Source organism: Pseudoalteromonas spongiae UST010723-006, assembly GCF_000238255.3.
GTDB lineage: Bacteria > Pseudomonadota > Gammaproteobacteria > Enterobacterales > Alteromonadaceae > Pseudoalteromonas > Pseudoalteromonas spongiae.
Genome location: NZ_CP011039.1, coordinates 2806324 through 2824474 on the forward strand (window position 1 = coordinate 2806324; position 18151 = coordinate 2824474).

Consider the following 18151-nt stretch of genomic DNA (forward strand, 5'->3'; position numbering starts at 1 on the left):
GAGAAGTACTATGAACTGGCAAGAACTATTAAAAAACCTAGAAAACGGCACCTTACGCGCAGCAAACCAAGATGAAAATGGTAACTGGCACGCGAACGTTGAAGTTAAAAAAGGCATTTTAGATGTTTTCAAAAATGGTACTAACACTGAATTTCCAGGTGGTTTTGTAGATAAAGATAACCTTGCTGTACGCGGTTTTTCTGCACAAGAAGGTGTACGCATGGTGCCAGGTGGTACGAGTGTTCGCCCAGGTGCCTATGTTGCAAGCGGCACAGTGATTATGCCACCAGCCTATGTGAATATTGGTGCTTACATCGACACCGGCACTATGGTTGATAGCCATGCATTAGTAGGCTCATGCGCTCAAATTGGTAAAAACGTACATTTAAGTGCTGCAGTGCAAATTGGCGGTGTATTAGAGCCTGTTGGCGCAAGCCCTGTAGTAATTGAAGATGATGCATTTATCGGCGCAGGTTGTGTCATCGTTGAAGGCGTTGTAGTTAAAAAAGGTGCGGTACTAGCACCTGGCGTGCGTCTTTCTGCGACTATTCCTGTTTATGACTGTGTAAATGAGCGCGTTTTAGAAAAAGGCGAACCAATTCCAGAAAATGCGATTGTTATTCCAGGTTCACGCCCTTCATCAAGTGAATGGGGCCGCGAGCAAGGCTTAAGCATGTCATGTGCGCTTATCGTTAAATATCGTGATGAACAAAGCGATGCATCATTAGAACTGGAAGAGGCTTTACGTTAATGAGCTTTTTGAGCACACCACAACGTCAATTACTTGCAGAGCTTTGCCAACAAACAGATCTGCCATTTTATCTATACGATTTAGATAAGCTAGAAGCGCATCTAACGCAGCTTACATCACAAAATGTGGTGAAACTGTGGTACGCAGTAAAAGCAAACCCGCTTTCAGCGATTATCCAAACGTTAGATAAATGTGGCTTTGACTTTGATGTAGCAAGCAGCGGTGAACTAAACCAAGTTTTAGCCCAAGGCATAGACGCAAAACGTGTGCTCAACACTGGACCTGCAAAATCGAAAAAGCAGATCCGGCACTTTCTCGATAAAGGTGTTCGCACCTTTGTCGCTGAAAGTCACAACCAAGTGGCTTGGTTAAACCAAGCTGCTAGTGAACATAACCTAACCCTGCGCATTTTATTGCGAGTGCAATTGCGCTGGCCAGACAGTGAAAAGAATCCTCTTGGTGGCGATAGCTTAACACCGTTTGGCCTTGGCTGTGACGAATGGTCCACGTTGAATATTGCCGATTACCCAGCGCTCGACTTTGCTGGTTTACATATTTTTCAGTGGGGCAATATGCTCAGCACAGAGAAGCTAGCTGAGCTTTGGCGTGCCATGATTGCACCATTACAAAGTTTAAGTAAGCAACTCGGATTTGATCTACGTATTTTAGATTTAGGCGGCGGCCTAGGCATTCCTTATTGCACATCAAGCACAGAGCTTGTCTGGCAGGAATTAGTAGATGCATTGGCAACAATAAAGCACTCGGTAGGTTGCGAAGAGCTTTGGATGGAACTCGGCCGTTATGCGGTTGGCGAAGTGGGTTTTTATGCCAATCCTGTCGTTGAACAAAAGCAAAACTACGGTGCTAATCAACTTATTGTTGCTGGCGGCATTAACCACATTTTACGCCCTGCGGTTACCAATCAGGCATTCCCTGCGGAGTTATTGCGTGAAACAGACAGCAAAACTAAACCCTATTTAGTGCACGGACCGCTTTGTACAGCACTAGATAGCTTAGGCGAGTTTGAATTAGCCAACGATATTAACGACACTGACTGGCTTATTTTTTCCCAATGTGGCGCGTATGGCTTTACTGAAAGTATGCCGTACTTTTTATGCCATGAATTACCCGCAGAATTTGTCGTAAAAAATGGCGTCGTAACATGTGTCAGACAAAGCGAAAGCGCTGATTATTACTTGAGGTAACTATGAACCTAATCACCCAAGAAAACATTCAAGTTGGTGAAATTGCCAACGGCTTACCGCTGACTATTCCGGTTTATCGCCTCAAAGGAAACGGCACAGGGCCAAATGTGTATATTCAAGCCAATATGCATGGTGCAGAAGTACAAGGCAACGCGGTGATATATCAGTTACTTGAAAAACTGAAGCGCGAGACGTTGGCATCAAACATTACCTTAGTGCCTTATGCAAACCCAATTGGTTGCAACCAAAAGTCAGGAGAGTTTACCCTAGGACGATTTGATCCAATTACGGGTACCAACTGGAACCGTATGTATCAAAACCACTCGGCTTTGGTCGATGGCTTTGTTGTGGAATATCAGGATGCTGATATCGCAACAATTAAAAGTGCGTTTAAATCGCGCCTAATAAATGCAACTGCCGAAATTTTAGAAGGGCCAAGTTACGCACTCAATACGGGTAAGCGAATTGCTTTAAACTTACAAAAATTAGCGCATCAGGCAGACATTGTGCTCGACCTACACACAGGGCCAATCTCAGCGAAGCATTTATATTGCCCAGAATATGCTAAAGACAGTGCCCGTTATTTTGATATTGAGCATGTGTTACTTATTCCAAATGAATTTGATGGCGCAATGGACGAAGCGAATTTTTGTCCATGGTGGCAACTAAGCCAAGCCTATAAAAAAACAGGTCGCGACATTCCCGTTTTAGTGGAAGCCTTTACCGTTGAGCTAGGTTCACAAGAAAAGATTGACCTGACAGAAGCCGCTAACGATGCAAACAGCATACTAAGCTATTTAACGTATAAAGAAGCATTACAAGATTCTCATTACCAGCCACAAGCCATTACCCGCTACGCCTGTTATTTAGATGATTATCTTGCGTATTACGCGCCCATGGGTGGCATGGTTGAATACACAGCAGCGCTCGGTAGCCACGTAAAAGCAGGCGATACCATTGCCAAAATTTTACGTATGGAACGCTATTTATCTGAACAGCCACTAAATGAAATTACCCTAGAGCAAGATGGCATAGCAATTTTGCACTTTGCGTCAGCCAGCGTAAATCAAGGCACTGAGCTTTATAAATTTTTTACAAACTACTTTGAATTGTAACAGTTGCGTGAGAAGTCCCCTTTGGGGCACAAGGCGGCAAATATGCCGCCTTTTTTATGTTTCTAAAATGGTTATAATAAAAGCTCACTCATTTTAGGGATATAATTAATGCGCCTTTTAGCTTCTAGCTTAATACTCTCACTGGCCAGCTCGCTTGCATTTGCAAACGACGACCCTTCTGAAAAAGAACTCGCCAAGCAATGTATTCTTAACGAACTTGCTGCAGGCGATGATTCGCAAACACTTGCTGAAGTTAAGAAAAAGTGTTTGAAAATAACAGATATGGATGACATGTCGGCAATTGATAAACGCGTTATCCGAGAAAAAGTTACCACCAACAATCCCAATGTAATTACGCCACATAATCGCAACTATATTCTACCTGTGACTTACATGGATCGCCCAAAGAACACGCCTGCAGAAAGCGATCCTAACTTAAAAGGTGCGCCTTTAGATGAGTTAGAAGCTAAGTTTCAGCTGTCGTTAAAAGTGCCGCTATACCAAGTTAAGTCTGATATCGACCAAGCATTTTATTTTGGTTTTACCATGCAGTCGTATTGGCAACTCTACAATAATGATATTTCATCGCCATTTCGAGAAACCAACTATCAACCCGAAGTATTTTGGATGAATTTACTGGACGATGAAAATCGTTTATGGGGTGACGAAATGGGCATAGTGCTTGGTTTTGAACACCAATCAAATGGCCGAAATATTCCACTTTCACGTTCATGGAATCGAATTTATGCGAACCTGTTTTGGGAGCAAGATGGCTTTGTGTTTAGCTTTAGGCCTTGGTACCGCATCCCTGAAGAAGAAAGACGCAACGAAGATGACCCAACTGGTGATGATAACCCAGATATTGATGACTACATGGGACACTTTGAGTTTGCAACGATTTATCGCTATGAAGAACATGAATTTACCGTAATGTTACGCAACAACTTAAAGTCAGATAACAAAGGTGCAGTGCAGCTTGATTGGTCATTCCCTGCGTGGGGTCGTTTACGAGGTTACGCGCAATATTACAATGGTTATGGCGAAAGTTTAATTGATTACAACCAACACATTGAACGCTTTGGTGTAGGTATTTTATTAACTGACTTTTTATAATTTCATACCAATTCTGTTAACTATGTGATCAGGGATAGCGCTGGATAAATGAAATGGTAACAAGGCGGAATTTTTCTTATGTAGTTGTTCTACATTGATAAATTCTAACGCAGTTAGCATGATATTTAGCCCGCTAGGATGATTAGCTACTTAAGCGAATTGGTATCAGAGCATTTCGTTAAATTTCAAACATAAAAAAAAACCAGCCTAGGCTGGTTTTTTTTATTACAAAACGAAATCGCTATTACGATTTTTTCGCTTCGCGGCTAGCACGCTTACGCTCGCTTTCAGTAAGAAGTTTCTTACGAATACGAATGCTTTCAGGCGTTACTTCTACTAGCTCATCATCATCGATAAACTCAAGCGCTTGCTCAAGAGACATAATGATTGGTGGCACAAGGTTTTGTGCTTCATCAGTACCTGATGCACGAACGTTAGTAAGTTGCTTACCTTTAAGTGCGTTAACTGTAAGGTCGTTATCTCGTGCGTGAATACCAATGATCATACCTTCGTATACTTCCACACCGTGACCGATAAATAGTTTACCGCGGTCTTGTAGGTTGAATAGTGCGTTAGTAAGCGCTTTACCTGTTGCGTTAGCAATAAGTACACCGTTCTTACGCTGACCAATGTTACCGCCTTTGTGAGGACCGTAGTGATCGAACGTGTGGTACATTAAACCTGAACCAGACGTTAGTGTCATAAAGTCAGTTTGGAAACCGATTAGACCACGTGAAGGCATCATAAAGTCCATACGGATACGGCCTTTACCATCTGGTGCCATATCAGTCATTTCAGCTTTACGCAGACCAAGTTGTTCCATGATAGAACCTTGGTGCTCTTCTTCAACGTCAACTGTTACTGTTTCATATGGTTCTTCTAATTGACCATCTACTTCGCGAAGGATTACTTCTGGACGAGATACTGCAAGCTCGTAACCTTCACGACGCATGTTCTCGATTAAGATACCTAGGTGAAGTTCACCACGACCTGATACGCGGAAGCTATCTGGGTTATCTGTTTCTTCAACACGTAGTGCAACGTTGTGAACTAGTTCAGCCTGTAAACGCTCAAGAATGTTACGTGAAGTAACGAATTTACCTTCTTGACCTGAGAAAGGTGAAGTATTTACAGAGAACGTCATGGTTACTGTTGGTTCATCAACAGAAAGTGCAGGAAGTGCTTCAACTTGGTTTACATCACATACTGTGTCTGAGATTTTAAGCTCACCCAAACCTGTAATTGCAATGATGTCGCCAGCTTGCGCTTGTTCAGCTTCGTGACGATCAAGACCTAAATAAGTAAGTACCTGGCCTACTTTACCGTTACGCTTAGAACCATCAGCACCAACAATTGTTACTTGCTGGTTAACTTTAACCGTACCACGCTTAATACGACCTACACCGATAACACCGATGTATGAGTTGTAGTCAAGCTGTGAAATTTGCATTTGGAATGCGCCTTCAGGATCGGCATCTGGCTTTTCTACTTGATCAACAATTGCTTCAAACATAGGTTGCATGTTGTCTGACGGTGAGTCTAGATCTAATGTTGCCCAACCATTGATTGCTGACGCGTAAATAACTTGGAAGTCTAACTGGTCATCAGTTGCACCTAAGTTATCGAAAAGGTCGAATACTTGGTCCATAACCCAATCAGGGCGTGCGCCTGGCTTGTCAATTTTGTTGATAACAACGATAGGCTTAAGACCTAATGCGAATGCTTTTTGCGTTACGAAACGCGTTTGTGGCATTGGACCTTCTTGTGCATCAACAAGTAGTAATACTGAATCAACCATTGAAAGAACACGTTCTACTTCACCACCGAAGTCAGCGTGTCCCGGAGTGTCCACGATATTAATGTGGTAGTCATTCCACTCGATTGCTGTATTTTTAGCTAGGATTGTAATACCGCGCTCTTTCTCGATATCATTTGAATCCATTACACGTTCTTCATTACCGCCACGTGTTTCTAATGTACCTGATTGCTCAAGTAGCTTATCAACTAGTGTTGTTTTACCGTGGTCAACGTGCGCGATAATCGCAATATTACGTAATTTTTCGATACTCATATTTTTACTCAAGTTAGTGCTCTGGATAGAAGCTACGGATTATCTAATAGGCACAATACCCATCAAAGCCCGCTAAAAATCTAAGCTAAACACCTTTTATGTCATCTTAATGATGACCTCAAAAGGGTCTGCGCCTGCAAAAAAGTGGCATATTATCCCCTATTACTGTGACAGATGAAAGTTTAGACAGAATAAAAATAGCTGATTTTTGCGATATTTTTGTCACATTACTGGTTTATTTAAAAAAAACGATTTTGACCTTGCGATTTTAGCCGTGTTTTCTAGACTTTATCGCGCACCACATCAGTGCAAGCAGGGATCTTTTTGGTGCATCAAAATGGTGCAAAGTAAATCGAGTTTACTAAAAAGCATTAATATTCATTGAGTTACAAAACTGGCACAAAAGCCGCTTTATAGACAGCGATTTCACAATTAAAAACAACACACGGTTGGAGGACTATATGTCACACACGGTTTTACAATTTATCAAGGAAAACGACGTTAAGTTTGTTGACCTACGTTTCACAGATACAAAAGGTAAAGAGCAGCACGTTTCTATTCCTCATCACCAAGCTGACGAAGATTTCTTTGAAGATGGTAAAATGTTCGATGGTTCTTCAATTGCTGGTTGGAAAGGCATTAACGAATCAGACATGGTATTAATGCCTGATGCAGATTCAGCTAAACTAGACCCTTTTGCTGAAGAAGCAACACTAATCGTACGTTGTGACGTAGTAGAACCTTCAACACTACAAGGTTATGAGCGCGACCCTCGTTCTGTTGCTAAACGCGCAGAAGAATACATGCGTTCAACTGGTATCGCAGATACTGTACTTTTCGGTCCTGAGCCAGAGTTTTTCCTATTTGACGATGTTAAGTACAAAACTGACATGTCTGGTTCTATGTACAAAATCGATGCTGAAGAAGCGTCATGGAACTCAGACAAAGACTACGAAGGCGGCAACTCAGGTCACCGTCCAGGTGTTAAAGGTGGTTACTTCCCAGTAGCACCAGTAGATTCATCACAAGATTGGCGTTCAGCTACTTGTCTAGTGCTAGAAGAATTAGGTCAAGTTGTTGAAGCTCACCACCATGAAGTAGCAACAGCTGGTCAAAACGAAATTGCAACTCGCTTTAATACAATGGTAATCAAAGCGGACGAAATTCAAGAAATGAAATACGTTATTCACAACATGGCTCACCTTTACGGTAAAACGGCTACATTTATGCCTAAGCCAATTGTTGGTGATAACGGTTCAGGTATGCACTGTCACCAATCACTTGCTAAAGATGGTCAAAACATCTTCGCTGGTGACAAGTACGGCGGTCTTTCTGAAGAAGCACTTTACTACATCGGTGGTATTATCAAGCACGCTCGCGCAATCAATGCATTTGCGAACGCGTCAACTAACTCATACAAGCGTCTAGTACCTGGTTTTGAAGCTCCGGTAATGCTTGCATACTCTGCACGTAACCGTTCTGCATCAATTCGTATTCCAGTAGTACCATCAGCAAAAGCACGTCGTATCGAAGTTCGCTTCCCAGATCCGACAGCTAACCCATACTTAGCATTCTCAGCAATGTTAATGGCTGGCCTTGACGGTATTAAAAATAAGATCCACCCAGGTGAAGCAATGGATAAAGATCTATACGATCTGCCAGCTGAGGAAGCAGCTGAAATCCCAACTGTTGCAGCTTCATTAGACGAAGCACTTGCAGCACTTGATGCTGACCGTGAGTTCTTAACTCAAGGTGGTGTATTCACTGACGACTTAATCGATGCTTACATCGCACTTAAGTCGAAAGAAGTAGAAAAATTAAACATGACAACTCACCCAGTTGAGTTTGAAATGTACTACAGCGTGTAATAATTTCACGCCTCCAGAATCAATTTATTGTTTCAATGTGTGTTCCTAAGCCCGTTCTGCGGGCTTTTTTTGTGGAAAAATAAATATATATATTATACATTTGTACCATCTGAACCTTATCATATTGTTTCGCTAGGTGTTTTATAACTAGTTTGTCTGTAAAACAGGCGAATTTTTTCGTTCAGTACTAAAATAAAAAATAACATATCTAAGCAAGGAGCTGATGTGGCTTTTAAAAGCGCGCTGCTATCACTTTTAATTTTTATCATGTTACTTCCAGTAACAAACGCCACTGCGAAAGAAATTTATATGTGGCGCGATGAAAACGGTGTTTTAGTATTCTCAGATACGAAACGTCCGGGTGCAAAAGTGATCTCTTTAGCTGACGATAAAGCAACCAGCATGAAAAAAGCGGATACATCCATCTTTGATAAACCGGATGACCCCAATAAAAAAATAGAATACGGTGTTGAGATTGTATCGCCAAGTCATGAAGAAACGATTCGTGATAACACTGGTTCTCTCCATGTTTCTATTCGCATAACACCAAGCTTTAATCCCAAATATAAAGTACAGCTATTATTTAATGGCAAGCGCAACACCTCACCGCAATCCAAATCGGTTTTTGTAATGCGTAATGTAGATCGCGGCGCACATACAATTCAAGCGCAACTATTTGATGAAAAAGGCAATACTGTTGCTACCAGCGAGCAAATCGCCTTCTTTATGCACCGCGCAAGCAGTATCGCAAAATAACTCTCTAAATACGCTCATTGCGGAACGCTTCTTGCTTTTTCTAATTAAACATCAATTTACATTGATTTTAATTAAAATAGCGCACTAAAATGGTGCAATGATGCTTAAAGACTTATCCAGCTACATTAAACTACTAGAAAATCTCACAAGCTGTGTATTGTTAGTCGATGGTGACTTTAAACTTCACTACGCAAATACCAGCGCAAGCGAATTATTTGGCATCAGTACCAAACGCATTGTTACAACCAATTTTAAACAACTATTTCACTACCACTCGATTGATTTACATAAAATCTTAGAAAATACCTTTCTCAGTGGTAACGACTGCGTTCAACATCGCGCCAATGTGGTATTTAACGATGGTCGGCACGCAACCATTAGCCTTTCAGCGCGTCGCGTCGAATTAGATAACCAGCTTTTAATGCTGCTTGAATGCCGTTCACTTAACCAAGAGCTCAAGCATGATCAGGCTTCACATCAAATGCACCAACAAAGTGCAGCGCGTAATTTAATCCGTGGCCTCGCCCATGAAATCAAAAACCCGCTAGGCGGAATTCGCGGTGCAGCGCAATTACTACAATATGAGAGTGATCAGCAAGAACGCGAACAATGCGCCAATTTAATTATAGAACAAGCCGATCGTCTCACTGAGCTTGTTGACCGACTACTTGGGCCAAACCAGCTTCCAAACAAAGAGTGGATCAATATACATCAAACATTAGAGTCAGTAATTAAGCTCAGTTTGCTCGATAACCAACACAAAATTAAGCTAATAAAAGATTACGATCCGAGTATTCCCGATGTATTTATCGATAACGGTAAAATTCAGCAAGTGTTGCTCAACATTGTTAAAAATGCGCAACATGCACTCAATAAACTGGCTGAGCTTGGCACAATAACGTTAAAAACTCGAGTTAAGCACCATGTACGCTTACATAACAAAGCATTTAAAAATGCACTCATCATTCAAGTTATCGACAACGGCCCAGGTATTGATGAAGCGCTAAAAGAAACCCTATTTTTTCCTATGGTCACCAACAAAGACGGCGGCTCAGGTTTAGGGCTAGCCATTGCACAAACGCTTATTGACCAACATCAAGGCTATATTGAATGTGATAGTTGGCCAGGTCACACCGAATTTAATATTTATCTACCCCTGTCTATGGAGAAGCCATAATGAAAACCGTTTGGTTAGTTGACGATGACGCTTCGATTCGCTTTGTACTAGAAAAAGCACTTAAGCGTGCAGGTTTTAATACCGAATCATTCGCCAGTGCAGAAGCTGCCGCCTCTGCGCTTGAATACGATCAACCAACCGTACTGATTTCAGATGTGCGCATGCCAGGTCAAGATGGCATGTCATTGCTTGAAAATATTGTAGAGCAAAATCCAGGCTTGCCAGTGATTATTATGACCGCCCACTCCGATCTCGATTCAGCGGTACAGGCTTTCCAAAAAGGGGCATTTGAATATTTAGCAAAGCCATTTGATTTAAATGAAGCTGTTTCACTTGTTGAAAGCGCATGTCGCGCCAACACACGCGTTAAAGTAAAGCCGAAAAAAGTCGAGAAAAAAGCACCTGACATTATTGGCGAAGCGCCCGCCATGCAGGAAGTATTCAGAGCCATAGGTAAACTCAGCGCTTCAAGTATGAGCGTACTTATCAACGGTGAATCCGGTACGGGTAAAGAGCTGGTTGCAGGCGCGCTGCATAATCACAGTCCGCGCCGCGAAAAAACCTTTATTGCGCTCAATATGGCAGCTATTCCAAAAGATTTAGTTGAATCAGAACTGTTTGGCCATGAAAAAGGGGCATTTACCGGTGCCGATAGCGTGCGTAAAGGCCGCTTTGAACAAGCTAATGGCGGTACACTGTTTTTAGATGAAATAGGTGATATGCCGCTGGATGTGCAAACTCGGTTACTACGCGTACTGGCCGACGGTGAATTTTATCGTGTCGGTGGCCATCAAAGCATTAAAGTAGATGTACGCATCATTGCCGCAACCCACCAGAACCTTGAAAAATTGGCTCGCGAAGGAAAATTTAGAGAAGATTTATTTCACCGCTTAAATGTAGTCCGCTTAAAACTGCCACCACTGCGCGAACGCAGTGTCGATATTGAAAAGTTAGCCAATTACTTTTTGAGTCGCAGTGCGAAAGAACTTAAAGTCGACAGCAAAATCCTGTCTAAAGAAGCTGCCAATAAAATGATGGAATTTACATGGCCGGGGAATGTGCGCCAGCTCGAAAATACCTGCCGTTGGCTCACGGTGATGACCCCTGGTCAGCTTATTAGCGTTGAAGATTTACCAAGCGAAATTACCGAAAAAGCAAGCCATAGTGGCGATAGTCATGATTCAAACTGGCAACAGCAATTTCAACTGTGGTTTGAAAACGAGCTAAAACAAGGTAAACACAATATCTGGCCCGATATACAAAACAAAATTGAAAGCCAAATTATTAAAAGTGCGCTTAAACACAGCAACGGCCACAAACAAGATGCCGCGCACTTAATCGGTTGGGGGCGTAATACTCTAACCCGCAAACTTAAAGAGCTCAATATCGATTGACTACTTTAGGTTTAGCTAAAAAATAGTAAAGGCACTTTAATCTGAAGTAACCACCTGTTTTTAATCATTTTGCGCTGGCAAGACGCGCCATTTAGTGCAATATTTAAAGTTCTAATAAAACAGCACCGCCTCAGGAAGTTGAATGCTTAGCACGGAGTCTTTACTTACTAACTTTTCCAAGCGTTATAAAACAGCGCTTTTTGCAATTGCGGTGCTCATTTCATGTGCGTTTTTAATTATTACCCTGCAACAACAGCAACAAGAAAGCTATGCCAGTATTGTTAATAGTGCCGGCGAGCAACGAATGTTATCGCAGCGTATTGCCTTATTTGCTCAACGTGAGCCAACGCAATACCATCAACAGCAGCTTACGAAGGCCGCAGAAAAGCTACTAAGTAATCAAACACAGCTACTCAAACAACTTGTGCTGTTTGACGAAAGTACTCAGCAAAAAATTAAACAAATTTACTTTGCTGATAACCAGCTGCAAGCAACCCTTGAAACCTACGCAAACGCTGCATTATCTCTTTCACAAGGGAAAACGCTTTCGACCTCACAAAGTAGTTTATTTACAACAGATAAAACCGACCAAATACTCACTCAATTAGACCGAGTTGTTAGTGTATTTGAAAATGCTGTAATACTTGACAAACAAACGCAGAATGAGCTGATTTATATTACTTGGATTGGCTCACTGTTATGCCTGCTTGGGCTTGCATTTGCGCTACTAAAACCAACGCAATCTTGGCTTGCAGATACCTACTCTAAACTGCTAACGCAACGTAATCGGGCATCTGATTTTGAATTCGCAATCAATAAACATTCCGCAGTTTTGCGAGTTGATAACCAAACAAACATTTTGTACTGCAATAAAATGTTCACGCATTTTTATGGTTATGAGCAAAATGAGATTATTGGCCATTCAACGCGTACGCTCAGAAGTTATTACCATGACGACACCCTTTATCAAGAAATAACCGATGCCATCACAAAACATACGGTATGGCATGGCGAGCTATGCAATAAAGCTAAAGATGGGCGCTTTTATTGGTTTAGCACCACCATAGTGCCGCTGCGCAGTAATGATGAGCAAAAAGACACGTCAATCATTATTCAAAACGATATTACTGAGCAAAAGCATGCCGAGTTAGCGTTTAAACGTCTACATGAGATAACCAGTGATATAAATGCAAGCATCGATGATAAAATGAACGCCATGCTAACACTCGGCTGTGATATTTTTCAGCTACCGCTTGGCATAGTAAGTGAAATTTCAAACAACTATAAAGTGCTATACGCCAAAAGCCCAAATAATGAAATTTCACCAAATGATCAATTTGATTTTGAGAATACATACTGCTTTCACACCTTTAATGCTGACCAAGCAATTGCGTTTCATCATGTGGCAGAAAGTGAAATTGCAACGCATCCTTGTTATTTAAACTTTGGCCTAGAAAGTTATATTGGCTGCCCTATTTTTGTCGATGGCAAGCGCTTTGGCACACTAAACTTTTCAAGCCCTGATGCATCATCGCACCCGTTTACTAATAGCGATCTCGAGTTGATCCGGTTATTTGCCCACTGGATTGGCTTTGAGTTAACGCGCGCAGCGCAACAAAACAAATTGCTTTCACAGCGTCAGTTAATGGAAGAAATGAGTGAGCAAGCACTAATTGGCGCGTGGGAATATAATGTAACGAACAATTCGTTATATTGGTCACATATGACCAAAAAAATCCACGATGTCAGTGACAACTTTGAACCACAAGTTGAAACAGCAATTGACTACTACAAGCCTGGCGAAAACCGTGACCGCATCGCACAATTAATGGCAAACGCAATTGAGCATGGCACACCTTTCCAAGAAGAGCTTCAAATAATCACAGCTAAAGGCAACGAGAAGTGGGTTGCGGCACGCGCTCAACCAGAAATGCTAAATGGCCAATGCCTACGTGTATTTGGTTCATTCCAAGATATTACCGACCGAGTTTTAGCGCGAGATAATTTAACCGATACTAACCAACGCTTACAGTTTGTGCTGCAATCTACCAGTGTGGGTATTTGGGATTGGGACGTTGATAGCGGAAAAACCACCTTTAATGATCGCTGGGCGACCATGATTGGCTATACGCTTGATGAATTAGCACCCACCTCAGTTGATACTTGGATGAGCTTGCTACACCCCGATGATTTAGCTAAAGCAGAAAAGCAATTACAGCGTCATTGGCAGGGAGAAGACGAACACTATAGCTGTGAAACCCGTATGAAACATAAAAACGGCGAATGGGTTTGGGTACTCGACACCGGAAAAATAGTTGAATGGCATGCCGATGGTTCGCCAAAGCGGATGATCGGCACACACCTCGATATTCATCAGTCGAAACAAGCTGAACTCGAAATTCAAGATAAAAACGAGCGCATGGCACTTGCCGCTGATTCCGCAGGCATTGGTATTTGGGACTACAACGTACAAACCCAAGCATTAACTTGGGATACGTGGATGTTTAAGTTGTACGGCATAGATGATGATCAATTTATCGGTGCATATGAAGCGTGGGAAAACGGGTTACATCCCGATGACAAAGCCGACGCTGTTGCCGCACTCACACACGCATTAGAAACCAATTCTAAATTTGATACTGAATTTAGAATTATCACACCAGCAGGTGAAACACGCTATATAAAAGCGTCTGCAATTAATAAGCTCGATGGCAACGGGCAAGTTTCCAATATGATCGGTGTAAACTACGATATAACCGAGCGTGTTAAAAATGAGTTAGCACTCACTAAAGCCAAAGTTAACGCCGAAGCTGCCATGGTAGCCAAAGATGAATTTTTAGCTAGTATGAGCCATGAAATTCGTACGCCAATGAATGGCGTTATTGGTATGCTTGAGTTAATGCAAGATAGTCCACTCAATGATGAGCAAACACACCGCTTAACCATCGCCAAAAATAGTGCAAATTCTCTTTTAAATCTGATTAACGATATTCTCGATTTTTCAAAAATAGAAGCTGATAAACTGGAGCTGGAGCAAATTCAATTTGATTTACACCTGTTACTTTCTGAGCTTGTTGAGTTATTTGCTACTCGCGCAGAGCAAAAACAGCTTGAGCTTATTTTAGATACGGTTAATTTAAATGAGCATTTCGTAATAGGCGATCCCGGACGAATTCGCCAAATTCTAAGTAACTTAATCGGCAATGCCATTAAATTTACGCACCAAGGCGAAATCATTGTGAGTGCAGCTCTATGCGATGACAGTGAGCACTATTGGCGTCTCACCTTAGCGGTAAAAGATACTGGCATTGGTATTTCTAAAGAAAAACATCAACATGTATTTGAGCTATTCAGCCAAGAAGATTCTTCAACCACACGTAATTATGGCGGCACCGGGCTTGGTTTAGCTATCGTAAAGCGGTTATGTAATCACATGGATGGCGATATTAGCTTGACCAGTGCAACAAACGAAGGCAGCGAATTTGTTTGTAATTTACGCATTAAAAAGGCAAATCAAAGCTCGCTTTCTCAACCTAATGTAGCAATAAGTGGATTAAATATTTTAGTTGTCGATGATAATGAAACTAACTGTGAAATATTAGCAAAGCAGCTTAAAAACTGGGGCGCCAAGGTTACTACGTTTTCAAACGGGCAAGAAGCCTTAGCGCGATGTAATGCACTCAAAGCGAGCGAAACGTTATTTGATGTAGCGATACTTGATATGCAAATGCCAAAAATGAGCGGTGAAATGCTGGCTAAAGAGCTAAAAGCAGACAACCAACTAGCAGCTATTAAGTTGATTATGATGACCTCAATGCAGCACAAAGGCGATGCTAAGCGTTTTGCAGAGATTGGTTTTGATGGCTATTTTCCAAAACCTGCGACCAGTGCGGATCTGCGCGCGGCTTTACAGATTATTGTCGATAACGGCGAACCGTTAAAACACGCTGAACCACTGTTAACACGCCACTATATTAATGAACTAAATAACACCAAGGTTAAGCCTACCAGCAAGGAATTACCACAACTTAATGCGTTGTTAGTTGAGGATAATAAAGTAAACCAAATGGTTGCAAAAGGTATTTTGTCTAAGCTCAAGCTAACGTGTGATATCGCTGAAAACGGCCTTGATGCAGTGAATAAGCTAAAAGCACAATCAACACCGTACGACGTAATTTTTATGGATATTCAAATGCCTGAAATGGATGGTTACCAAGCAACAAATGCCATACGACAAAACCAATGTGGTGAACAACACCAGCACACAACCATTATTGCGATGACTGCCAATGCGATGGAAGGTGATAAAGAAAAGTGCTTAGCAGCAGGCATGAATGAGTATATTTCAAAGCCTATTTCAATTGACGATGTTAAAGATACTCTGCACTTACTGTTTTCTTCACCAACATAAATTCAATAATGCCATAAAAAACGGGATTTTTGATTCTATAACCTAAGTTAATACGCAACCTCAGATATGGATAACAAATTATGCAGGCCAACGGGGTGCAACTATTTTTATCCAAACCTAAGGTTACCTAAATGAGTTAGCCTAGAATCGATACGAAGCGCTTAAGCGAATATCGCGACCCGGCTCTTTAATACCAACCACACTTTCATAGCCCGGAATATGGCCATAATCCGCAACACTACCATGACTGCGATACGACTCATCTAATAAGTTTTGTACTGCCAAGTCTAAACGTAAATTCTCTAACGGCTCATAGCTTACATAAGCGTCGACAAGGTTGTAACCAGGCTTATTAACGGTTTCTAGTTCCGTCATCCAGCCTAACTCAATCGAACGGTGAAACACTTCAATATCATTTAAACTTGCTACATGCTGGAAGCTTAGGCCCATTTTTATCTGCTCATTCAAGTAATAATTGAAATTCACATTAAGGGAGTCACCAACAGCATTACCAAGCCCACCATATTCATAAGCAGCTAACTCAATGCCATCAAATGTCCGCGTGCGATAACCACTTTCAGCAGTTGCATCTGGCCACACAAAATCAACATTATTTAGTTCAACATCGTTATGGTTATAACTTACAATCACATCGAAGTTATCTGCTTGATAACCTGCTACAACCTCTGCGCCTTTCGTCTCTAAATCACCTATGTTTTCATAAAAAACGCCCTCACGACCTTTAAACTTATCAAATACCACATCGTTAATCGTGCTGTTATATAATGAAACTTCAAATAGCCACGTAGTATCGTTATACCCTAATCCTATCTCTATGTTGTCGACTTCTTCAGCTGTTAAATCCGGGTTGGGCGTCAGTTCACCGACGGTAAATGCATCTGCGACTTGGCGTCCACGTAACGCTTCAGCATAACCAGCGGTAAGTTTTAGACTTTCAGTAAAGTTATAGGTAAAACCAAGGTTTGCGCTCACACCATCTTGCTTTTCTGTTGAAAATGACGATCTCGATGTAATCGGGTTACCGTTCGCGTCGGTCTCAACAACCCACACTCCGTCTACTTTAACCCAGTTTGCGTGTTCGCCTTGATGATCAAGTTCATAAGCATCATAACGTACACCAAAGCTTAGTAGTAAGTCGTCAGTGAGTTGCCAATGGTCTTGCGCATACAGCCCCGTTACCGTGCCTTCTTCGGCATAAATGCCACCGAAATCAGCGTATGATTGTGAATCGACCTTATCTTGCTTGTAATCAACGCCATAAGTAACTGAGTGGTCGCCTAGATCACTTGTATTGCGAATATCAAAACCTGTGGTTTTAATTGACGCATCCCATGTATAAAGCTCTCGTTTAAATGACGATTCCGTTTGGTACAGCGTTGTTTCAAGGTTTACCAGCGCATTTAGGTACCAAGTATGATTTGCAACGACCGTTTCACGATCACCCCACGATTTGAACAATGGATCAGTTTCTAATGGTGCCCAGTTAGTTTGCTTGCCAAACTTCCCTTCTTCTTCTCTTTTTTCGTAACTAACCGTGAGCTCTTGGTTATCTGTTAACTGTGCATTTAACTTAACAAAAGCCAATGTTTGATCGGCAGCGGTACCTGGGATTTCTTTTCCATCACCATCATCCATATTGTTGCGACTAACGTTCACATAAGACGCTAATACATTTACCGACTCTGTCACCTCACCATATAGCGATATGCTCTCTTTATGGCCATCATTTGTAAAGTAACTCGCCTTCACAAGTGAACCAAATTTTTCGTCGTCGGCTAGCATATCTTTTGCCGATTTAGTTTTAAAACGAATAGCTCCGCCAACCGCGCCGCTACCAGCGGTAGCTTCACCCGCACCAGCCTGCACTTCAACACTGCGTAATAATTCGGGCTCGATTGAAACACGGCCAATATGGTGAAATAGCGTACTGGTCTGTGGCGCACCATCTACGGTAATGTTTACCATAGAGTCTTCCATACCGCGTACAAATATTTTTTGTGCAATTCCCAGCGAACCACCAACTGTTACTGAAGGCGTATGACGGAAAATATCTTCCAGGTCATTCGCTTGATAATTTTCTATTTCTGCAGGCGTAATTTCAGAGTTTGTTGTGGCACCAACAACAATAATTTTTTCGATTTTTTCGTCTAATTTTTGGGAAGTTGGATTAGCATTAACTTGCAGTGAGCAGCCGAGTCCAATCAATAAAGTCGTAAAGGTATTTAGGGTAAAGCACTGCTTCTTAGTGCGGTTATTTATGTACATGGAA

Annotated in this window: 11 protein-coding genes; 9 read left to right on the forward strand and 2 right to left on the reverse strand. The window is 41.8% G+C overall.

Annotated features, from left to right (window positions below; all coding sequences use genetic code 11):
• Window positions 1–10 precede the first annotated feature (10 nt).
• From PSPO_RS12915 to PSPO_RS12930, 4 genes are all read left to right on the forward strand, one after another.
• The gene (locus tag PSPO_RS12915; RefSeq protein WP_010561625.1) at window positions 11–751 is read left to right on the forward strand and encodes a 2,3,4,5-tetrahydropyridine-2,6-dicarboxylate N-succinyltransferase; all 741 of its coding nucleotides are present in this window, start codon (window positions 11–13) and stop codon (window positions 749–751) included.
• On the forward strand, window positions 751–1956 hold the full coding sequence (locus tag PSPO_RS12920; protein ID WP_010561624.1) for a PLP-dependent decarboxylase: 1206 nt from the start codon (window positions 751–753) through the stop codon (window positions 1954–1956). Before PSPO_RS12915 ends, PSPO_RS12920 begins: the two co-directional genes overlap by 1 nt.
• A gap of 2 nt (window positions 1957–1958) precedes the next feature.
• The gene (locus PSPO_RS12925) at window positions 1959–3071 is read left to right on the forward strand and encodes a succinylglutamate desuccinylase/aspartoacylase family protein (RefSeq protein ID WP_010561623.1); all 1113 of its coding nucleotides are present in this window, start codon (window positions 1959–1961) and stop codon (window positions 3069–3071) included.
• A 108-nt stretch (window positions 3072–3179) separates the two neighbouring features.
• Complete coding sequence (locus PSPO_RS12930; RefSeq protein WP_010561622.1) at window positions 3180–4184, forward strand: phospholipase A; 1005 nt, start codon at window positions 3180–3182, stop codon at window positions 4182–4184.
• Window positions 4185–4428: 244 nt separating this feature from the next.
• Here the strand turns inward: PSPO_RS12930 and typA are convergent, their stop codons facing one another.
• Window positions 4429–6255, reverse strand: coding sequence for a translational GTPase TypA (gene typA, locus PSPO_RS12935; RefSeq protein WP_010561621.1), 1827 nt, complete (start codon window positions 6253–6255; stop codon window positions 4429–4431).
• A gap of 461 nt (window positions 6256–6716) precedes the next feature.
• On the opposite strand from typA, the gene glnA reads away from it, so the two are divergent.
• From glnA to PSPO_RS12960, 5 genes are all read left to right on the forward strand, one after another.
• Window positions 6717–8123 carry a glutamate--ammonia ligase gene (gene glnA / locus PSPO_RS12940; RefSeq protein ID WP_010561620.1) on the forward strand — a complete coding sequence of 469 codons (1407 nt, stop codon included), beginning with the start codon at window positions 6717–6719 and terminating at the stop codon, window positions 8121–8123.
• 225 nt (window positions 8124–8348) lie between these two features.
• Window positions 8349–8879 (forward strand): DUF4124 domain-containing protein, encoded by a 531-nt coding sequence (locus PSPO_RS12945; protein WP_010561619.1) that lies wholly within the window; start codon window positions 8349–8351, stop codon window positions 8877–8879.
• Window positions 8880–8979: 100 nt separating this feature from the next.
• Window positions 8980–10056: a nitrogen regulation protein NR(II) gene (gene glnL / locus PSPO_RS12950; RefSeq protein WP_010561618.1), complete on the forward strand. Its 1077-nt coding sequence runs from the start codon at window positions 8980–8982 to the stop codon at window positions 10054–10056.
• Complete coding sequence (glnG, locus tag PSPO_RS12955) at window positions 10056–11450, forward strand: nitrogen regulation protein NR(I) (RefSeq protein ID WP_010561617.1); 1395 nt, start codon at window positions 10056–10058, stop codon at window positions 11448–11450. Before glnL ends, glnG begins: the two co-directional genes overlap by 1 nt.
• Window positions 11451–11592: 142 nt before the next feature.
• Window positions 11593–15861 (forward strand): PAS domain-containing protein, encoded by a 4269-nt coding sequence (locus PSPO_RS12960; RefSeq protein WP_010561616.1) that lies wholly within the window; start codon window positions 11593–11595, stop codon window positions 15859–15861.
• 141 nt (window positions 15862–16002) lie between these two features.
• Here the strand turns inward: PSPO_RS12960 and PSPO_RS12965 are convergent, their stop codons facing one another.
• Window positions 16003–18147, reverse strand: a complete 2145-nt coding sequence (locus tag PSPO_RS12965) for a TonB-dependent receptor (protein ID WP_010561615.1) — start codon at window positions 18145–18147, stop codon at window positions 16003–16005.
• Window positions 18148–18151 lie beyond the last annotated feature (4 nt).

Excerpts from the sequence above, each read along its gene's own strand:
- PSPO_RS12915 (WP_010561625.1), top strand. The coding sequence starts at position 11 with ATGAACTGGCAAGAACTATTAAAAAACCTAGAAAACGGCACCTTACGC.
- PSPO_RS12920 (WP_010561624.1), top strand. The coding sequence starts at position 751 with ATGAGCTTTTTGAGCACACCACAACGTCAATTACTTGCAGAGCTTTGC.
- PSPO_RS12925 (WP_010561623.1), top strand. The coding sequence starts at position 1,959 with ATGAACCTAATCACCCAAGAAAACATTCAAGTTGGTGAAATTGCCAAC.
- PSPO_RS12930 (WP_010561622.1), top strand. The coding sequence starts at position 3,180 with ATGCGCCTTTTAGCTTCTAGCTTAATACTCTCACTGGCCAGCTCGCTT.
- typA (WP_010561621.1), bottom strand. The coding sequence starts at position 6,255 with ATGAGTATCGAAAAATTACGTAATATTGCGATTATCGCGCACGTTGAC.
- glnA (WP_010561620.1), top strand. The coding sequence starts at position 6,717 with ATGTCACACACGGTTTTACAATTTATCAAGGAAAACGACGTTAAGTTT.
- glnL (WP_010561618.1), top strand. The coding sequence starts at position 8,980 with ATGCTTAAAGACTTATCCAGCTACATTAAACTACTAGAAAATCTCACA.
- glnG (WP_010561617.1), top strand. The coding sequence starts at position 10,056 with ATGAAAACCGTTTGGTTAGTTGACGATGACGCTTCGATTCGCTTTGTA.
- PSPO_RS12960 (WP_010561616.1), top strand. The coding sequence starts at position 11,593 with ATGCTTAGCACGGAGTCTTTACTTACTAACTTTTCCAAGCGTTATAAA.
- PSPO_RS12965 (WP_010561615.1), bottom strand. The coding sequence starts at position 18,147 with ATGTACATAAATAACCGCACTAAGAAGCAGTGCTTTACCCTAAATACC.